The 15,996-nt window shown below is 68.3% G+C and carries 15 protein-coding genes; 6 read left to right on the top strand and 9 right to left on the bottom strand.

Annotation, left to right across the window (positions count from 1 at the left end):
- Positions 1–77: 77 nt before the first annotated feature.
- From OG716_RS37230 to OG716_RS37215, 4 genes are all read left to right on the top strand, one after another.
- Entirely contained in the window at positions 78–500 is a 423-nt protein-coding gene (locus OG716_RS37230) for a CBS domain-containing protein (protein ID WP_405140187.1), read from the top strand.
- Positions 501–637: 137 nt separating this feature from the next.
- Positions 638–1,312 (top strand): response regulator transcription factor, encoded by a 675-nt coding sequence (locus OG716_RS37225; RefSeq protein WP_405134936.1) that lies wholly within the window; start codon positions 638–640, stop codon positions 1,310–1,312.
- Complete coding sequence (locus OG716_RS37220) at positions 1,309–2,730, top strand: ATP-binding protein (RefSeq protein ID WP_405134935.1); 1,422 nt, start codon at positions 1,309–1,311, stop codon at positions 2,728–2,730. Before OG716_RS37225 ends, OG716_RS37220 begins: the two co-directional genes overlap by 4 nt.
- A gap of 540 nt (positions 2,731–3,270) precedes the next feature.
- Entirely contained in the window at positions 3,271–3,597 is a 327-nt protein-coding gene (locus OG716_RS37215) for a hemophore-related protein (RefSeq protein WP_327141919.1), read from the top strand.
- A gap of 570 nt (positions 3,598–4,167) precedes the next feature.
- Here OG716_RS37215 and OG716_RS37210 read toward each other — a convergent pair.
- From OG716_RS37210 to OG716_RS37185, 6 genes are all read right to left on the bottom strand, one after another.
- The gene (locus OG716_RS37210) at positions 4,168–4,872 is read right to left on the bottom strand and encodes a response regulator (protein WP_405134934.1); all 705 of its coding nucleotides are present in this window, start codon (positions 4,870–4,872) and stop codon (positions 4,168–4,170) included.
- Positions 4,869–6,143 (bottom strand): sensor histidine kinase, encoded by a 1,275-nt coding sequence (locus tag OG716_RS37205; protein WP_405134933.1) that lies wholly within the window; start codon positions 6,141–6,143, stop codon positions 4,869–4,871. Before OG716_RS37205 ends, OG716_RS37210 begins: the two co-directional genes overlap by 4 nt.
- Positions 6,144–6,494: 351 nt before the next feature.
- Complete coding sequence (locus tag OG716_RS37200; RefSeq protein ID WP_405134932.1) at positions 6,495–7,715, bottom strand: NADP-dependent malic enzyme; 1,221 nt, start codon at positions 7,713–7,715, stop codon at positions 6,495–6,497.
- A 638-nt stretch (positions 7,716–8,353) separates the two neighbouring features.
- Entirely contained in the window at positions 8,354–10,042 is a 1,689-nt protein-coding gene (locus tag OG716_RS37195) for an FAD-binding protein (protein ID WP_405134931.1), read from the bottom strand.
- A gap of 51 nt (positions 10,043–10,093) precedes the next feature.
- Positions 10,094–10,360 carry a hypothetical protein gene (locus tag OG716_RS37190; protein WP_405134930.1) on the bottom strand — a complete coding sequence of 89 codons (267 nt, stop codon included), beginning with the start codon at positions 10,358–10,360 and terminating at the stop codon, positions 10,094–10,096.
- Positions 10,361–10,436: 76 nt separating this feature from the next.
- Entirely contained in the window at positions 10,437–11,291 is an 855-nt protein-coding gene (locus tag OG716_RS37185) for a PHP domain-containing protein (RefSeq protein WP_405134929.1), read from the bottom strand.
- 78 nt (positions 11,292–11,369) lie between these two features.
- On the opposite strand from OG716_RS37185, the gene OG716_RS37180 reads away from it, so the two are divergent.
- Complete coding sequence (locus OG716_RS37180) at positions 11,370–12,449, top strand: magnesium and cobalt transport protein CorA (RefSeq protein WP_405134928.1); 1,080 nt, start codon at positions 11,370–11,372, stop codon at positions 12,447–12,449.
- Between the two features lie 58 nt (positions 12,450–12,507).
- On the opposite strand, the gene OG716_RS37175 is transcribed toward OG716_RS37180, so the two are convergent.
- The 3 genes from OG716_RS37175 to OG716_RS37165 form a co-directional block, all read right to left on the bottom strand.
- Positions 12,508–13,083 carry a suppressor of fused domain protein gene (locus OG716_RS37175; RefSeq protein ID WP_405134927.1) on the bottom strand — a complete coding sequence of 192 codons (576 nt, stop codon included), beginning with the start codon at positions 13,081–13,083 and terminating at the stop codon, positions 12,508–12,510.
- Positions 13,084–13,085: 2 nt separating this feature from the next.
- The gene (locus tag OG716_RS37170; protein ID WP_297616525.1) at positions 13,086–13,568 is read right to left on the bottom strand and encodes a general stress protein; all 483 of its coding nucleotides are present in this window, start codon (positions 13,566–13,568) and stop codon (positions 13,086–13,088) included.
- 69 nt (positions 13,569–13,637) lie between these two features.
- On the bottom strand, positions 13,638–14,567 hold the full coding sequence (locus OG716_RS37165; RefSeq protein WP_405134926.1) for an HpcH/HpaI aldolase/citrate lyase family protein: 930 nt from the start codon (positions 14,565–14,567) through the stop codon (positions 13,638–13,640).
- A gap of 73 nt (positions 14,568–14,640) precedes the next feature.
- Here OG716_RS37165 and OG716_RS37160 point away from each other — a divergent pair, with 73 nt between their 5' ends.
- Complete coding sequence (locus OG716_RS37160; protein ID WP_405134925.1) at positions 14,641–15,966, top strand: magnesium transporter MgtE N-terminal domain-containing protein; 1,326 nt, start codon at positions 14,641–14,643, stop codon at positions 15,964–15,966.
- Positions 15,967–15,996 lie beyond the last annotated feature (30 nt).

Genomic DNA, 15,996 nt, shown 5'->3' with positions numbered 1-15,996 from the left:
CCTCAGCTGTGATCCGAGTAACGATGTGACGTGGCCAATGCACCATCCGCATCAATGAGGAGGTCTGCGTGAAAGCCATGAAAGCCCGCGACATCATGCATCGCATGGTGGAAACCATCCCGGCCGACGAAACCCTGGACCGAGCCGCGCAAATGATGCGCAATGCGGATGTCGGAGCACTGCCGATCTCCAATAACGACCGCATGATCGGCATGCTCACCGATCGTGACATCGTGGTGCGGTGCATTGCCGAAGGCCACGACCCCAGCCGGGTGCGCGCCGGCGACCTCGCCCAGGGCACGCCGTACTGGGTCGACGCCGAAACCGACGTCACCGAGATTCTCGGCATCATGGAGCAGAACCAGATCAAGCGGCTCCCGGTCATCGACGTCAAAGACGGCAAACGCCTGATCGGCATGATCTGCGAATCCGATCTGGCCCGCAACGTCAGCGATAAGCAGCTCGCCGAATTCGTCGCCGCGGTCTCCATTCCACACTGACCGCGCGCCCGAGCGGGGTCTGCCCACATCAGGGCAGGCCCCGCGTCCATGTCCGGGGTGGCCCGCGGTCCATGTCCGGGATAGCCCGCGGGGCCGGATGCCAGCCGATTCACAGCAGGCCGCAGCACAATGTCCGGGTGCAACCGGGACGAATTCTTGTAGTCGAGGACGCCGAAGCCATCCGCACGGCCGTCGCGGCGGGGCTGACGGCGGCGGGTCACGAGGTGCTCGGGCGTCCGGACGGGGCGCGACTGGAACAGGATCTGGCGCAATTCCGGCCGGATGTGGTGGTGCTCGACATCATGCTGCCGGGACGGGACGGCTTCGCGCTGCTGGAGACCGTGCGGGCGCGGTCGGCCTCCGGGGTCCTCATGCTGACCGCGCGCGACGGCGTCGAGGACCGGGTGCGCGGACTGCGCGCGGGCTCGGACGACTATGTGGTGAAACCCTTCGATCTGAACGAACTGGTGGCGCGGGTGGACGCGCTGCTGCGCCGCATGGGTCGCGCGCAGCACCGCATTACCGTCGGTGACCTCGAGGTCGACGTCGAATCCGGGACCGTGTGGCGGGGCGAGACGACCGTGCCGCTCACCGCGACCGAATTCAAACTGCTGTCCTATCTGGCGACCAATCGCGACCGGGTGGTCACCAAGACCCAGATCCTCACTGCCGTATGGGGATACGAGAGTTACGACCCCAATCTGGTGGAAGTCAATGTGAGTGCGCTGCGGCGCAAACTCGAGGAGCACGGAGAACGGTTGCTGCACACCGTTCGCGGGCTCGGCTATACGCTGCGGGTCGGCGGCCGATGAAGACCGTATCTCTGCGCCGGCGCGTAACCCTCACCACCGCGGCGGTTTCCGGACTGGTGCTGATACTGGTCGCGATCAGTGTGCACACCCTGTTCGGACTGGTGGTCACGCGCAGTGAGAACACCCTGCTCACCGACCGGGTTCAGCTCGCGAAACAGCTGTCACAGGACGGGATCTCACCCACCGAACTGGTGGCGCGGGTCGACAACCGTTCGGCGCGGGCCCGGCTGGTGCTCGCCGACGGACAGAGCTTCGGCAGCCTCTCGCGACTGCACGCGGAGGACAATGTGGGCAAAACCCGCAGCCTGAAACTGACCGGGCCCGGCGAAATCGACAATGCCAGGCTCACTCTCGAGATCGACACCCCGCTGCTCTCCCGGGTGCAGAAGCGGCTGGGCTTCCTGCTGATCATGGCCACCGCGAGCGCCATCGCGGTGATCGCCGCCGGACTCTGGTTCGGTGTCCCGCGCACGCTCGCACCGCTCGACGATATGACCCGGCTGGCCCGGGAAATCACCCGCGGCAGACTCGGCCGCCGCCTGAACCCCTCCAGCACCGACACCGAACTCGGCCGCACCGCAGCCGCTTTCGACGAAATGCTGGACGCACTGGAAGGGGCGCTGCGGGATACGACCGCCGCCGAGGCGCGCGCCCGCGCCTCCGAAGCGCGCATTCGCACGTTCGTCGGCGACGCCGCCCACGAACTGCGCACCCCCATCGCGGGCATTCGCGCCCTCGCCGAGGCGGTCGTCCAGCAACCCGCCGATGCCGATCCGGAGGACCGTCAGCGCATGCACCTGCTGCTGGTGCGCGAGGCCCACCGGGCCGGACGGCTCGTCGACGATCTGCTCGACCTGGCGCGTATCGACGCCGGTTTGGAACTGCGCCGCCGATCCGTAGATCTCCGCGAGCTCGCCGCCACCCAACTCGACCGAATGCGAATGCTGCACTCGGACATCGACTTCCGCCTCGAGGGTTTGCCGGTGACCACCGAGGTGGATCCAGAGCGCATCACTCAGATCCTCGCCAATCTGCTCACCAATGCCTGCCAGGCAGTGCACAACGACCCGCCTGCCCTGGTGGCACACGCCGATACGGCCGAAAACCTCTACCCCGCAACGGAACTCCGCACAGCAGCCGTCGCCGTCCATATCCGCACCACCACCGACAGCGCCGAGATCGCCGTCACCGACACCGGCCCCGGCGTGCCGCCCGAAGACCGCGAACGCATCTTCGACCGCCTGGTCCGCCTGGACACCTCCCGCGACCACCGCACCGACGGCTCCGGCCTCGGCCTCCCCATAGCCCGCGGCCTCGCCCGCGCCCACGGTGGCGACCTGACCTGCACCGACCCGAGCGACGCCACCGGCGCACGCTTCGTCCTGCGCCTGCCGCTGATCATCGACCCCGTGGAGTGACACACCGCCACAACCAAGTACACCGAGGACGATCTCTTCCACGATCCTGTGCATCTACGCCCGGCAACCCGGCCGAGCGCACTCAGGGCCGGTTGCTGCACGTCCGAGGACACCGGAGGGCGGGGCGCAGCACGACCGAGGACACCGGACGGCGGGGCGCAGCACGACCGAGGACACCGGACGGCGGGGCGCAGCACGACCGAGGACACCGGACGGCGGGGCGCAGCACGACCGAGGACACCGGACGGCGGGGCGCAGCACGACCAAGGACACCGGACGGCGGGGCGCAGCACGACCAAGGACACCGGAAGGCGGGGCGCAGCACGACCAAGGACACCGGACGGCGGGGCGCAGCACGACCAAGGACACCGGAAGGCGGGGCGCAGCACGACCGATCGGCATCGAAGGCATCGGTCGGGCCGCGGCCGCGGCGGGCGGGTTAGCTGAAGGTCTGCTGAAGATGGCGGGGCGATTCAGGGGTTCTTCAGGAACCGCGGGCAGATTCGGTGGAGACAAGTCCCCCGTCCCACAGGAGTGAGTATGAAGCGCACGATCGCCGCAGCATTGGCCGGAGTCGCCGGATTCGCCACCATCGCCCTGGCGGTGCCCGGCGTAGCGTCCGCCGACGCACCCGACTGCAGCCAGGCCGCGCTGACCGCGGCGCGGGCCGACGCCAAGACCAAGGTGCAGGCCTACCTGTCCACCCACCCGGACGCGCAGGCCGAATTCGCGAAGATCAAGGCCCTCCCCAAGGACCAGCGCAAGGCCGAAATCCACGCCTACAAGCAGTCCCACCCCCAGGACGCCCAGGCCCTGCGCGACGCCCGCCAGTCGGTTCGCGACTTCCGCGCCGCCTGCCCGAAGTAACCCGGCACCGTCATCCCGGTCGGCCGAGCACCCTCGCAAGCCCGGTCGGCCGAACACCCCACCACCCCGGTCAGCCGAACACCCCCGTGGGCCCGGTCAGCCGAACACCCCCATGAGCCCGGTCAGCCGAACACCCCCATGAGCCCGGTCAGCCGAACACCCCCATGAGCCCGGTCAGCCGAACACCCCCATGAGCCCGGTCAGCCGAACACCCCCATGAGCCCGGTCAGCCGAACACCCCCATGAGCCCGGTCAGCCGAACACCCCCATGAGCCCGGTCAGCCGAACACCCCCATGAGCCCGGTCAGCCGAACACCCCCATGAGCCCGGTCAGCCGAACACCCCCATGAGCCCGGTCAGCCGAACACCCTCGTGAGCTCCGTCGGCCGGACACCTGTCATCCCGCCATGCTTTTGGCCGGGATCCACCGCAGCGGTGCAGCATCACCAGTGTGGATCCCGGCCAAAAGCGCGCCGGGACGACGGTATTCGTGCGCCACGACCGTGTTTCGCACGCCTCGCTGCCATGGTTCGGCGGCCTGCGACGATGGGCGATCACAGACCAGGCCGGTCATTCCGGCGGGCGGTCCGCACAGACCAATCCATGTCGGTAGGCGTAGACCACCGCGTGAATGCGGTCGCGGACACCGAGTTTGGCCAGGACGCGGGAGACATGGGTTTTCACCGTCTCCTCGCCGACGCCTAGTTCGGTGGCGATCTCGCCATTGCTGCGGGCATCGGCTACCAGGAGCAGGACTTCGCGCTCGCGGGCGGTGAGCTGGGTGAATTCCGGGGGTTCGACGGGTGGGGCGAGACCTTCGGCGAAACGTGCTGCGAGCCTTCGGGTCATGGACGGGTCGATGACGGCGTCGCCGCGCACCGCCACGCGGATGGCGGCCACCAGATCCTCCGGGGGCAGGCTTTTCAGCAGGAAACCGCTGGCGCCGGCGGACAGTGCGCGGGAAAGGTTTCCGTCGCTGTCGTAGGTGGTCAGCACCAGGACGCGGGTACCGCCCGCGGCGACAATGGCCTCGGTGGCGGCCAGCCCGTCCAGTTTCGGCATGCGCACATCGAGAATTGCCACGTCCGGACGCAGCCGGGCGGCCGCCTCTATGGCCGCGCGCCCGTCGCCCACCTCCGCCACACATTCCAGATCCGGCTGCGCGTCCACTACGGCTCGCAGACCCGACCGGAACATGGTGTGGTCGTCCGCGATCAGAATGCGCACGGGGCGTGGGATATTCGGCCGGATCGACTCCGGAACCCGGTCGTTCATGCCGCTCCGATCGGTACGGATACCACGACGTCCCAGCGCTCTCCGGTGCGGTCCGGCCCATATTGCGCAGTGCCGCCGAACAATTCGGCACGCCGCCGGATGCCGTCCAAACCGCGGTGCACACCCGCCTGCGTGACAGCGGCGGACGCGATCGGATTGATGCCGCGAACCTCCACCCGCGTCGGCCGATAGCCGATCTCCAGTCGAGCCGGTTCCCGCCCGTGCCGCAGCGCATTGGTGAGAATCTCCTGCACCACGCGATAGAGCATGACGTCGAGCGATTCCGGCAGCACCGGCGGCTCACCCGAAATCTGCACCAGCACATCAAGACCCGCCGCGCGCACCCGCTCCACCAGATCGTCGATATCGGCGAGCCCGGGCTGCCGCTGCCCGTCGTCCTCACGACCGTGCAGCAGATCCAGCTGCCGCCGCAGATCCACCATGGCGGCCCGGCTGCTGGTCTCCACCGCCGTCAGCGACCGCGCCGCCGCCTCGGCGTCGGTGCGCGACAGCACCGAATCGGCCCTGGGCACAGCCGAATCCGACTCGGGCACAGCGGGATCGGCGCGCGACAGTGCGGGATCGGCCCGTGACAATGCCATACGCGCGACCCCGGCATGAATACCGATGGCACTCACATGATGGGAGATCACATCGTGCAGATCCCGGGCGATCGCCGCCCGCTCATCGGCGAGGGCCCGATCCAGCGCGGCGCGATGCTCCTGCTGCCGCAAGCGTTCCCGCTGCTCCAACTCGGCGATATAGGCGCCGCGCACCGCGGTGTACCGGCCGACCAGCCACGGCACCATACCGGATGCCACGGCCACCAGCACCCACCGCCAGTCCCGCGAAACCAGGCTTCCCACAAGAACATTCGCGGCAGGCATGCCACCGACGAGCACATTCGCAGCAGCCGCGCCACCGGCGAGCACGGCCACCACGATGAAGGACGTCGCACCGCTCAGCCACGCGCCCGCCCGATAACCGGCGACCAGGAACCCGACATCCGGTATGCGAGCCGGCAGCCCATAGTGATTCACGAAGCCGGCGATACCGACCTTCACCGCCACCTGCCCGACCGCCGCCAAGGCCGCCGTCGAGGGCGGCGCGGCGAGCGCGAGATCGGCGGCCACCACCGCCGCGAGCAGGATCGAGGCCACCACGGGCGCCGCGCCGAACGCACCGCACATCACCAACTGCATGCTGTCCACCAGCGCTGCCACCACCGCGACCACCAGCGACATCCGGCCCAGCGATCTGGTCACATCCACCGTGGCACCACCTCGTCGACTCGGTCCGATCGCGCGCCGCCCGCTCGGGCACACCGAGCGCGACGCTACCCGCGCACTCGCCCATCCCCCGTTCGGGGGACACGAAATCCCCCGGCCGAGCGACACCCCGCCGCACCCGGCCCAGCAGCGTCGGCGCAACCCCATCCGAGCAGGTGACGCAACGTTTTTCGGTCGCCCGGCAGCACCGAACACTCGGCCGGAAAGCCCGAACCGCCGCACGATGCGTCGCGCATCCGCGTCGAAGCGACGGCTCGAGCACCGCAGCCTGAACACAGTGAAAGGGGCGTCTCGTCGATGACGAAACGCCCCTTCGGCTGTACGACTATGTGATTACGCGACACCCTCGGCGCGAGCGGCGGCGCCCACGGCCTCGGCGACGGCCGGGGCCACGCGGGGATCGAGCGGGCTCGGGATGATCTTGTCCACGGCCAGCTCATCCGCCACCACCGCGAAAATGGCATCGGCCGCAGCGACCTTCATGCCCTCGGTAATGCGACGCGCGCCCACATCCAGCGCGCCCTTGAAGACACCCGGGAACGCGAGCACATTGTTGATCTGGTTCGGGAAGTCGCTGCGACCAGTCGCCACGATGGCGGCGTACTTGGCGGCCACCTCCGGGTGGATCTCCGGATCCGGGTTGGACATGGCGAACACGATGGACTCCGGCGCCATCGAAGCGATGAGCTCCTCGGCGATGGTGCCCGCCGACAGACCCAGGAACACATCGGCCCCGGCGAGCGCCTCGGCCGGACCGCCGGTGATCTTGCGAGGGTTGCTGCGCTGCGCCAGTTCGGCCTTCACATGGTTCAGGTCGCCGCGGTCGCTGCTGATAATGCCCTTGGAGTCCAGCACGACGATGTCGGTGACACCGGCGGCCAGCAGGATGTTCGTGCACGCCACACCGGCGGCGCCCGCACCCGAGACCACAACCTTCAGATCCGCGATCGGACGGTCCTGCACCGCGGCCGCACCCTTGAGCGCGGCGAGCACCACGATGGCGGTGCCGTGCTGGTCGTCGTGCATGACCGGGCAGTCGAGGGCCTCGATGAGCCGCTGCTCGATCTCGAAGCAGCGCGGCGCGGAGATGTCCTCCAGGTTCACCGCGCCGAAGCTCGGGCGCAGGCGGATCACGGTCTCGACGATCTCGTCGACATCCTTGGTGTCGAGCACGATCGGAATGGAATCCAGGCCGGCGAACTTCTTGAACAGCGCCGCCTTGCCCTCCATCACCGGCAGCGAGGCGCGCGGGCCGATATCGCCCAGGCCCAGCACGGCGGTGCCGTCGGAGACCACCACGACCAGGCGCTCGGCCCAGGTGTAGGTCTTGGCGAGCGACTCGTCCTTGTGGATGCCGCGGCAGACCTGCGCCACACCGGGGGTGTAGGCGATCGAAAGGTCGCGCTGGGTATCCAGCGGCGCGGTAAGTGCGACCGAGAGCTTGCCGCCCAGGTGGCCCGCGAAAATTTCTTCCGAGGTGATGTCGGAAAGGTTCGCAGTATTGGACTCGGGGCTTGCCTTGGTGGCATTCACTGCTTCAGTCACGGGTGACACGATTTCACTCCATCTCGGTGCGGACTCAACCGTTTGACGGTTACCGTTCGGTAATAGGTAAATGGGATTCTTGCTCTATATCGGGCGCACCGGCCACTGCGTTCCCGGCACTGCATGAACCCTCACCACGGTCATCGGGGCGGGCGTCACAAAGCATTACGGTTCGCGGGGCAGCGTGTCTGGACAACACAGCGCGGCGGAGATCGTCGAGCGGAACCGGACGGGTGTGTCCGGGCGATGTCGCCGGGGTGATCCAGGGGTAACCCGCGCGTCGCGGATCGTGATCACCGAGTCTCCTGAGCCGGGCGGTCAGCGACGGCGGGAGATCGCAACATTCTGCCACCGGCAGCGACAACGCGCCAAATCGCCCCCGGCCCGTCGCGCTCGTTCACCATCCACGCAGCCTAGGCGCGCCGAATCACCCTCAGGTAAAGGGAAACTCGCACGTCGGGCCGTAACCGCGGTGAACAGTCACAACAGGGCCCGCACGCGACGGTGAGCTGTCGCGCCTGGTTGGCAGCGCCGCGGTGAGGTCCGGGCGAGCCCGCGAATCCGATCACCGCAGAAGCACCCGGACGCGTCGCCACGCGATTCAGGACGCCTCAGCGATGCGATTCAGGATGCCTCAGCGATGCGATTCAAGATGCCTCGGGCGCGGCGGATTCGACGGGCCCGCGCATGGATCGGGGCACGGCCGTGCGCTCCGGCCGCACCCACACACTGTCCAGACCGCCCGAGATCAACCGCACGCGCCAATCGCTGCCCGCGCCGGGGTGATCTGTGCGCCGATGCATTCCGCGCGTCTCCGTGCGCGCCAGGGCGCTGTACTTGGTCCAGCGCGCCACGGCCAGCAGCGCCGCCGCCTGCCGGGCGCGCAGGCGTTCCGCACCCGCGCCGCCGAGATCGAATTCCGCGCCCGGCCACATGCCGTCCAGTTCGCCGATGCTGTCGCGCAGACTGCCGTCACTGCGCCAGTAGCTGCGCCGCAGCGGCAGCGTGTGCTCCTGCACCAGGCCGACCACCGCGCGCGGATCGATGCGCGCGCGATCGCCCAGTCCCGCGCCGGGTACCGGCCGGGTCCGGCCGAGCCGTTTGCGGCCGCCCGCGAACCGGGCGGCCGCCTGGCCCGCCCACGCTCCGGAGGACACCGCCCAGGCCCCGTTCTGCCCGCCGACTCCGGAAACAGCGCCGGTCAAAGGCTCGCGGGTGGTCACATCGCCCGCGCCGTAGAGGCCGGGAACCGCAGTCGCGCAATCGGGTCCGGCCAGCCAGAGCCCACCGGTGCCGCGCACCGTGCCCTCGAGCACCGCGCGCACCGGCACCCGGCCGGCCGAATCCTGATGCCGCAGCAGCTCTTCGCGCAGTGAATCCACCTGGTCACCGTCGCGCAGCAGATCCTCCGGGCCACCGGTGCGCATCAGTCCGTCGCGCGCGGCATCGGAGAGCTCGTCGAGCGCGGCGTAGACGCGACGGCCGCCGGCGATCGCGGTGAAGGCCTGCACCCGCGAGCCTCCGCCGTGCTCGTAGAGCACCGACCGCGATTCGTCGTACAGCGTGGCGAAGTGCATGACCTGCTCGGCCGAGAAGACCGTGGTACCGGCCGGGCGCTGGCCACTCATCGACGCCGGACCCGAATTGCCGATGGGCACCAGCGAATACGCGTTGGAGAACTCCATCCCGGACAGTTCGGCCCCGGCCTCCGCACCCATGAGCAGGCCGTCGCCGGTATCGACATCGGTGCCCGCGCCGCCGGAGAGGAAGGCGCAACCGCCGGTGGCCAGCACCACGGCCCGGGCGCGCGCGGTCCAGCTGTGCGCCTCACCGCCCAGCGCCACGCCCGCCGCGCCGGAGACAATGCCGTCACCGTCGGTGAGCAGCTGCAATGCCGGGTGGTAGTCCAGAATCCGGACCCCGGCGATCACCATGCTGCGGCGCAGGCGGCCGAGATATTTCGGTCCGTCGAGCCGGATCCGGGCCGGCTGTTCGGCGGCCACCATCCCGCGCCCGATGCGTTCTCCCGGCGACCGCAGACTGCCGTGCACCAGCTGTCCGATCCGCCGGTGGGTCTCGTCGAGCACGCGGTACATCCATTCCGGATCACCGAGTCCGCCGCCGTGCGCGAAGTTCTGCGCCACCGCCTCGTCACGCGCCGGGCCGGCCGGGATGTTCCAGAGGATCGCCCCGCCGCGCGCGGTGGGGCCGCTCGTTCCGCAGCGAGCCTTGTCGACGAGCAGAACCCGAGCACCGGCAGCGGCCGCGGCGAGCGCGGCCCAAGCCCCTGCCGGACCGCCTCCCAGCACAAGCACATCGGCGTCGAATTCGGTCATAACGACAAATGTTCGCGGACCGTTCAACTACCCGCAACCGTTACACGTATTTCAATTCCACCACTGCGCCCACAACAGCGTTCCGGCACCGACAAAAACGACCAATACCCCGAAAAGTGCAGTAATTCCCTGACGTCTGTCAGCAAATATTTGCGCGGCCACAACCAGTAACGCCGCGCACACATGCCAGGCCAGATCTGCGGTGCCCGGACCGGGAAAACCGCGCAGGGCACCGATGATGGACGCACCGGCAACCGTCGTCGCCAAAGCCACCGTGCCGCCGGCGACGATCCCGCTCAGACCCCGCAGCACCCTCACGCTGTCTCCATCTCCATTCGGCGTGAGCGGGGGACCTGCGTGGTTACGCGGGCTTCCGCCTCCGGCCCCTGCCCGCTCACGCCGCGATCACCGGCACACCACTGGATTTGCCCACCAGTATCTCGAATTGTGCTGGATCGGTGGTGAATTCGCCGAGCCTGATGGTCTTGTTACTGCCGTGGTAATCGGAGGAGCCGGTCGTCAGCAAACCCAGCTCGTCGGCGAGCGATGCCAGGACCGCGCGATCGGCCGCACTGTGATCGGGATGATCGAGTTCCAGCCCGCCGAGCCCGAGCGTCGCCAGTTCCCGAATGTGATCCAGGGACAGCAGGCGGCCGCGCTTGCGGGCCCGCGCATGCGCCACCACACTCACACCGCCGGCCGCCGCCACCATTTCCACCGCGCGCTGCAGCGGCGTGTCGGCCTTCTCGACGTAGTACTTGCCGTTCGGAGCGAGCAGATCCTGGAAAGCCGCGTCCACCGAAGGCACCACACCGGCCTCGACAAGCGCCCGCGCCAGATGCGGGCGGCCCGCCGACGGTCCGGCCGAAGCCATGACCGCGTCCGGATCCACCGGCAGCCCGTCGGCGGCCATATTCTCGGCGATCGCGCGCAGCCGCACGGTGCGTTCACCACGTAACCGCTCCCGCTCCAGCGCGAAGGACTCGTTCGCCGGGTCGAACAGGTAGGCCAGCAGATGGACCGGCACCGGCCGGCCGTCATCGCCGTCGCCGACACACGACATCTCCATGCCGCGCACCAGTGTGAGACCCGGGGGCAACGCCTCCACCGCCTCCGCCCAGCCCGCAGTGGTGTCGTGATCGGTCAGGGCGACCACGTCCAGGCCCGCGGCCGCGGCATTGCGAATGAGCTCGGCCGGAGCGTCGGTGCCGTCTGAGGCATTGGAATGAGTGTGGAGATCGATGCGCACGGGGTCCATCTTGCCCGCGCGGCCGCGTCCGCCCCGGGCGCCCGGCGGTTACCGGCAGGGCAACCTAGACTTCGGCGCGTGTCCTCACTGCCCCCGCTCCCCGCATTCCACTGGCCCGGCCGGGCCGGTGACCGGCCGAAACCCGCCGAGAAGCGGCCTGGCGCAAACGTCGTCGTCGACTGCGCGGTCTATGTCGACGGGCACCGGCTGCTGGAGCACTGCTCCTATGAGGAGGCCCTCGGGGAAGTGCGCGAGCACGGCAAGGGATTCGTCTGGCTCGGCTTGCTCGAACCCAGCATCAGCCTGATGACCGATGTGGCGCGCACCTTCGGATTGCACTCGCTCGCGGTCGAAGACGCGGTGCAGGCCCATCAGCGTCCCAAACTCGAACGCTACGACGACATTCTGTTCCTGGTGCTGCGCACCGTGCAGTACCACACACACGAACTCAATACGGTCAGCGAGATCGTCGACACCGGCGAGATCATGATCTTCCTGGGCCCGGATTTCGCGATCACCGTGCGGCACGGTGATCACAGCGGATTGGCCGGTGTCCGTACCGATCTGGAGTCGCAGCCGGAACAGCTGGCGCTCGGGCCGGGCGCGGTGCTGCATGCGGTGGCCGACCGCTGCGTGGACTCGTACGTGGAGGTCACCGCGGCCATCGAGGAGGATGTGGACGCCATGGAGGAGGCGGTGTTCACGCCCGCCAGCAAGATCATTATCGAGGCGATCTACCAGCTCAAGCGGGAGGTGGTGGAACTGCGGCGGGCCGTGAAACCGCTCGCGCTGCCGCTGCAGCTGCTCTCGCACGACCCCAAACTGCCACTGCCCGTGGAGATCCGGCGCTATCTGCGCGATGTCGCCGACCACCACACCGCGGTGACCGAGCAGATCATGGACTTCAACGAATCACTCAGCGCGCTGATCAATGCCGCGCTCGCGAAGGTGAGCGTGCAGCAGAACACCGATATGCGAAAGATCTCCGCCTATGCGGCCATGGCGGCGGTGCCGACCATGATCGCCGGCGTCTACGGCATGAATTTCATCCATATGCCGGAATTGAACTGGACCTTCGGCTATCCGGCGGCCGTCGCCCTGATGGTAGGGCTGTGCGGCCTGCTGTACGTCAACTTCCATCGCAACGACTGGCTCTGAACTCTGAAATCCCGTGCCCCTTCGAAGTTTCGAAGGGGCACCGCGGGGGTTAGGCGGACTACAGGGAGGCAGCTGCTCGATCCGCGTCGCGCACATCGATTTTCGCCTCGGTCCATGCCTCGCGGAGGGCCTCGGCGCCGCGAATACGGACCCAGGCCGCCTCGGTCGCGGTGATCGGCGTCGCGGTCAGGAAATGCACGGGCTCAGCGGGTTCCGGCAATTCCACCGCGGGAATCTCGCTCGCACCGAGCAGTACGGCGGTGAAGGGCGCGTTGAGCCACAGCGCTTCTCCCAGATCCAGCAGCGCATCGGCTTGCAGCACAATGCCTTCCACCGAGGGAGAGGCCGCCAGCATGCCGAGCGCCCGGGTCAGCCCGGCGCCCGCGCCGACGCCGCCGCGCAGCGTGAGCAGCAGTTCCGCGCGCGGCCCGCGCAGCGGATCGGCCAGCGCCGCAGTCGGATCCGTCATCGGATGCCGGGAACCGCCCAGCGTCACGTAGTGCACCAGGTCGCCGTCCGGAATGCGCAGGATATCGATGGGTTCCAACCCCAGGAACGTCACCGATGCCGCATCCGCGGACTCCACACCGAAATGGCCGAGCACCCCGGCCCGGACCGTATTGATCACATCCACGATCAGATTGCCAGCCTCGCCAGCATGTCCCGGGCCTGTTCGGCGGCCTTGGGATCACACAGCACGTCGTAGCGGCCGGCCACCAGCTGCATGGTGGAGGCGAAATCGCGCTGCCCGCGGGTGGCCGCGTACGGGATGGAGGTGGACAGCAGGCCGAAGATGATGCCGCCCACCAGGCCGACGATGATCGCGCCGCCACCGGAGAACATGCTCAGCAGCAGGCCGATGAACAGACCCAGCCACGCGCCCGAAACCACGCCCCCGCCAAGGACTTTGCCCCACGTCAGCCGATACAGCACGCGTTCGACCTGCATGAGATCGACGCCGACGATGGTCACGTTCTCCACCGGGAACTGGTTGTCGGCCAGATAGTCGACGGCCCGCTGCGCCTCGGCATAGGTCGGATAGGACCCGACGGGCCAGCCCGACGGAGGCGTCGGCAGGCCCGAACGGTTCCGGTTCGAGTTCCCCAAGGGATTCGTCATATCTCCATCATGCTATTTCGGTGTGCCGGACGGGGGTTCGCAGCGCCGCATTTAACGTGCGGTTCGCGTTTACTGTGCGGTTCGCTGCATTTTCGCGGCTCGGCCCTTATCGGCGATGACCTGCGCCATCTTGGCACTGGCCTCATCGATCATCTCGTCGCCGAGCATGACCGCACCACGCGCTCCACCCTCGGCCGAGGTGTGGAAGGCATACGCGTCCAATATCTCCTCGGCGCGGTCGTAATCGGCCTGACGTGGGCTGAAGATCTCATTACCGGCCGCGATCTGGTCCGGATGCAGCACCCATTTACCGTCGAAACCCAGCGCGGCGGTGCGGGCGGCATTGCGGCGGAAGCCCTCGATATCACGCACCGCGAGATAGGGCCCGTCGATGGCCTGCAACCCGTGCGCCCGCGCTGTGAGCAAGATCGTCATATAGATGTGGTGATACGCATCACCCGGTTCGTAGCCCTCGGGCTGCTCCCCCACCACGAGGGTGCGCATATTGATCGACGCCATGAAGTCGGCCGGACCGAAAACCAGGGTCTGCACCCGGGGGCTGGCGGTGGCGATCTCGTCGATATTGCGCAGCCCGAGCGCATTCTCGATCTGCGGCTCGATGCCGATCCGACCGACCGGCAGGCCGTTGGCCTTCTCCAGCTGGGTGAGCAGCAGATCCAGTGCCCGCACCTGTCCGGCATCGGTGACCTTGGGCAGCAGCAGCGCGTCGACCTGTGTGCCGGCGCCCTCGATCACGGTGATGACGTCGGCGTAGGTGTGCTCGGTGGTCCAATCGTTGACCCGCACAACACGAATCTGATCGCCCCAGCCGCCGGAGTTGAGGGCCGCCACGATATTCGCCCGGGCCGCCGCCTTGGCCGCCGGTGCGACCGCGTCCTCGAGGTCCAGGAAGACCTCGTCCGCGGCAAGTCCCTTGGCTTTCTCGATCATGCGCGGGTTGCTGCCGGGTACGGCCAGCACGGTGCGGCGGGATGTCACGGGTCACTCCTTCATACGTCCGCGCTCGTGGCGCGACATTTCGGGCTATCTGGACCCACTAGCCTTGTCACCTATGGCAGCGACGAGAGTTTTCGCCGCCCGGCTTGCGGGCTTGGTGGCATTGGGACCGGACGGGGAGTCTATCGGCCGCGTCCGCGACCTGGTGATCTCCATCCGCTATGACCGGCAACGACCGCGCATTCTCGGCATCCTCGTCGAACTGCCCACGCGGAAGCGGATTTTCGTGCCGATGCTGCGGGTGCAGACCGTGGACCCGGGCGCGGTGACACTGACCACCGGCACCATCAGCGTGCGGCGTTTCGAACTGCGGCCCGGCGAGATGCTCGCCGTCGCACAGCTGCTCGACTCCACCGTGCGGGTCGACGATCCGGAACTGCCGCAGCTGGCCACGACCGATGTGGTGGTGGTCGATCTGGGCATCGAGCAGACCCGCACCCGCGACTGGGTGGTCACCCGGGTCGCGGTGCGCGAACGCCGGCGCCTGGGTGTCGGATTCGGCCGGCGCGGCGCGGTGCACGTGGTGGATTGGGCGCAGGTGCGCGGCCTCACCCAGACCGAACTCAATCTGCCCGGCCAGGACGTCACCCAGCTGCTGTCGCAATTCGAGGGCATGCGGCCCGCCGATGTCGCGCACATGCTCCGCGAACTGCCGAGCAAGCGCCGCATCGAGGTGGCGGCCGCCTTCGACGACGAGCGCCTGGCGGACGTGGTCCAGGAGCTGCCGGAGGCCGATCAGGTGGAGCTGCTCGAGCAACTCGGTGTGGAACGCGCCGCCGATCTGCTCGAGGCCATGGACCCCGACGACGCGGCCGACCTGCTCGGCGAGCTCCCCGAGGGCGAAGCGGAATCGCTACTGGCGCTGATGGATCCGGAGGATTCCGAGCCGGTGCGCCGCCTGCTCGAGCATGCCCCCTACACCGCCGGTGGCCTGATGACCTCCAAACCGGTGGTGCTCACCCCGGCCACCACGGTCGCGGAGGCGCTGGCCCGTATTCGCGATCCGGAGCTGACTCCGGCGCTGGCCACCATGGCCTTCGTGGTACGACCGCCGACCGCCACACCGACCGGTCGCTATCTGGGCTGTGTGCACTTCCAGCAACTACTGCGCGAACCGCCGGCGAATATGGTGGGCGGCATTGTGGACGACGATCTGGTGCTGCTGCGCCCGGAAGCGCCGCTCACCGCCGTGACCCGGTATTTCGCCACCTACAACCTGGTGTGCGGGCCGGTGGTGGACGACGAGAATCATCTGCTCGGCGCGGTCACGGTCGACGATGTGCTCGACCATCTGCTGCCCGAGGACTGGCGTGAACAGGACGACCACGTCCATGATCTGAACGGCATTCCGCTGATCGACGGCACCGGAGGCAGGGCGTGAACGGTCAGGGCCCGAAGGAGGCAGCCCGCG

Source organism: Nocardia sp. NBC_01388, from assembly GCF_045040085.1.
Classification (GTDB): domain Bacteria; phylum Actinomycetota; class Actinomycetes; order Mycobacteriales; family Mycobacteriaceae; genus Nocardia.
The sequence above is the reverse complement of the archived record's forward strand: the minus strand, read 5'-3'. Positions and strand labels throughout refer to the sequence as shown.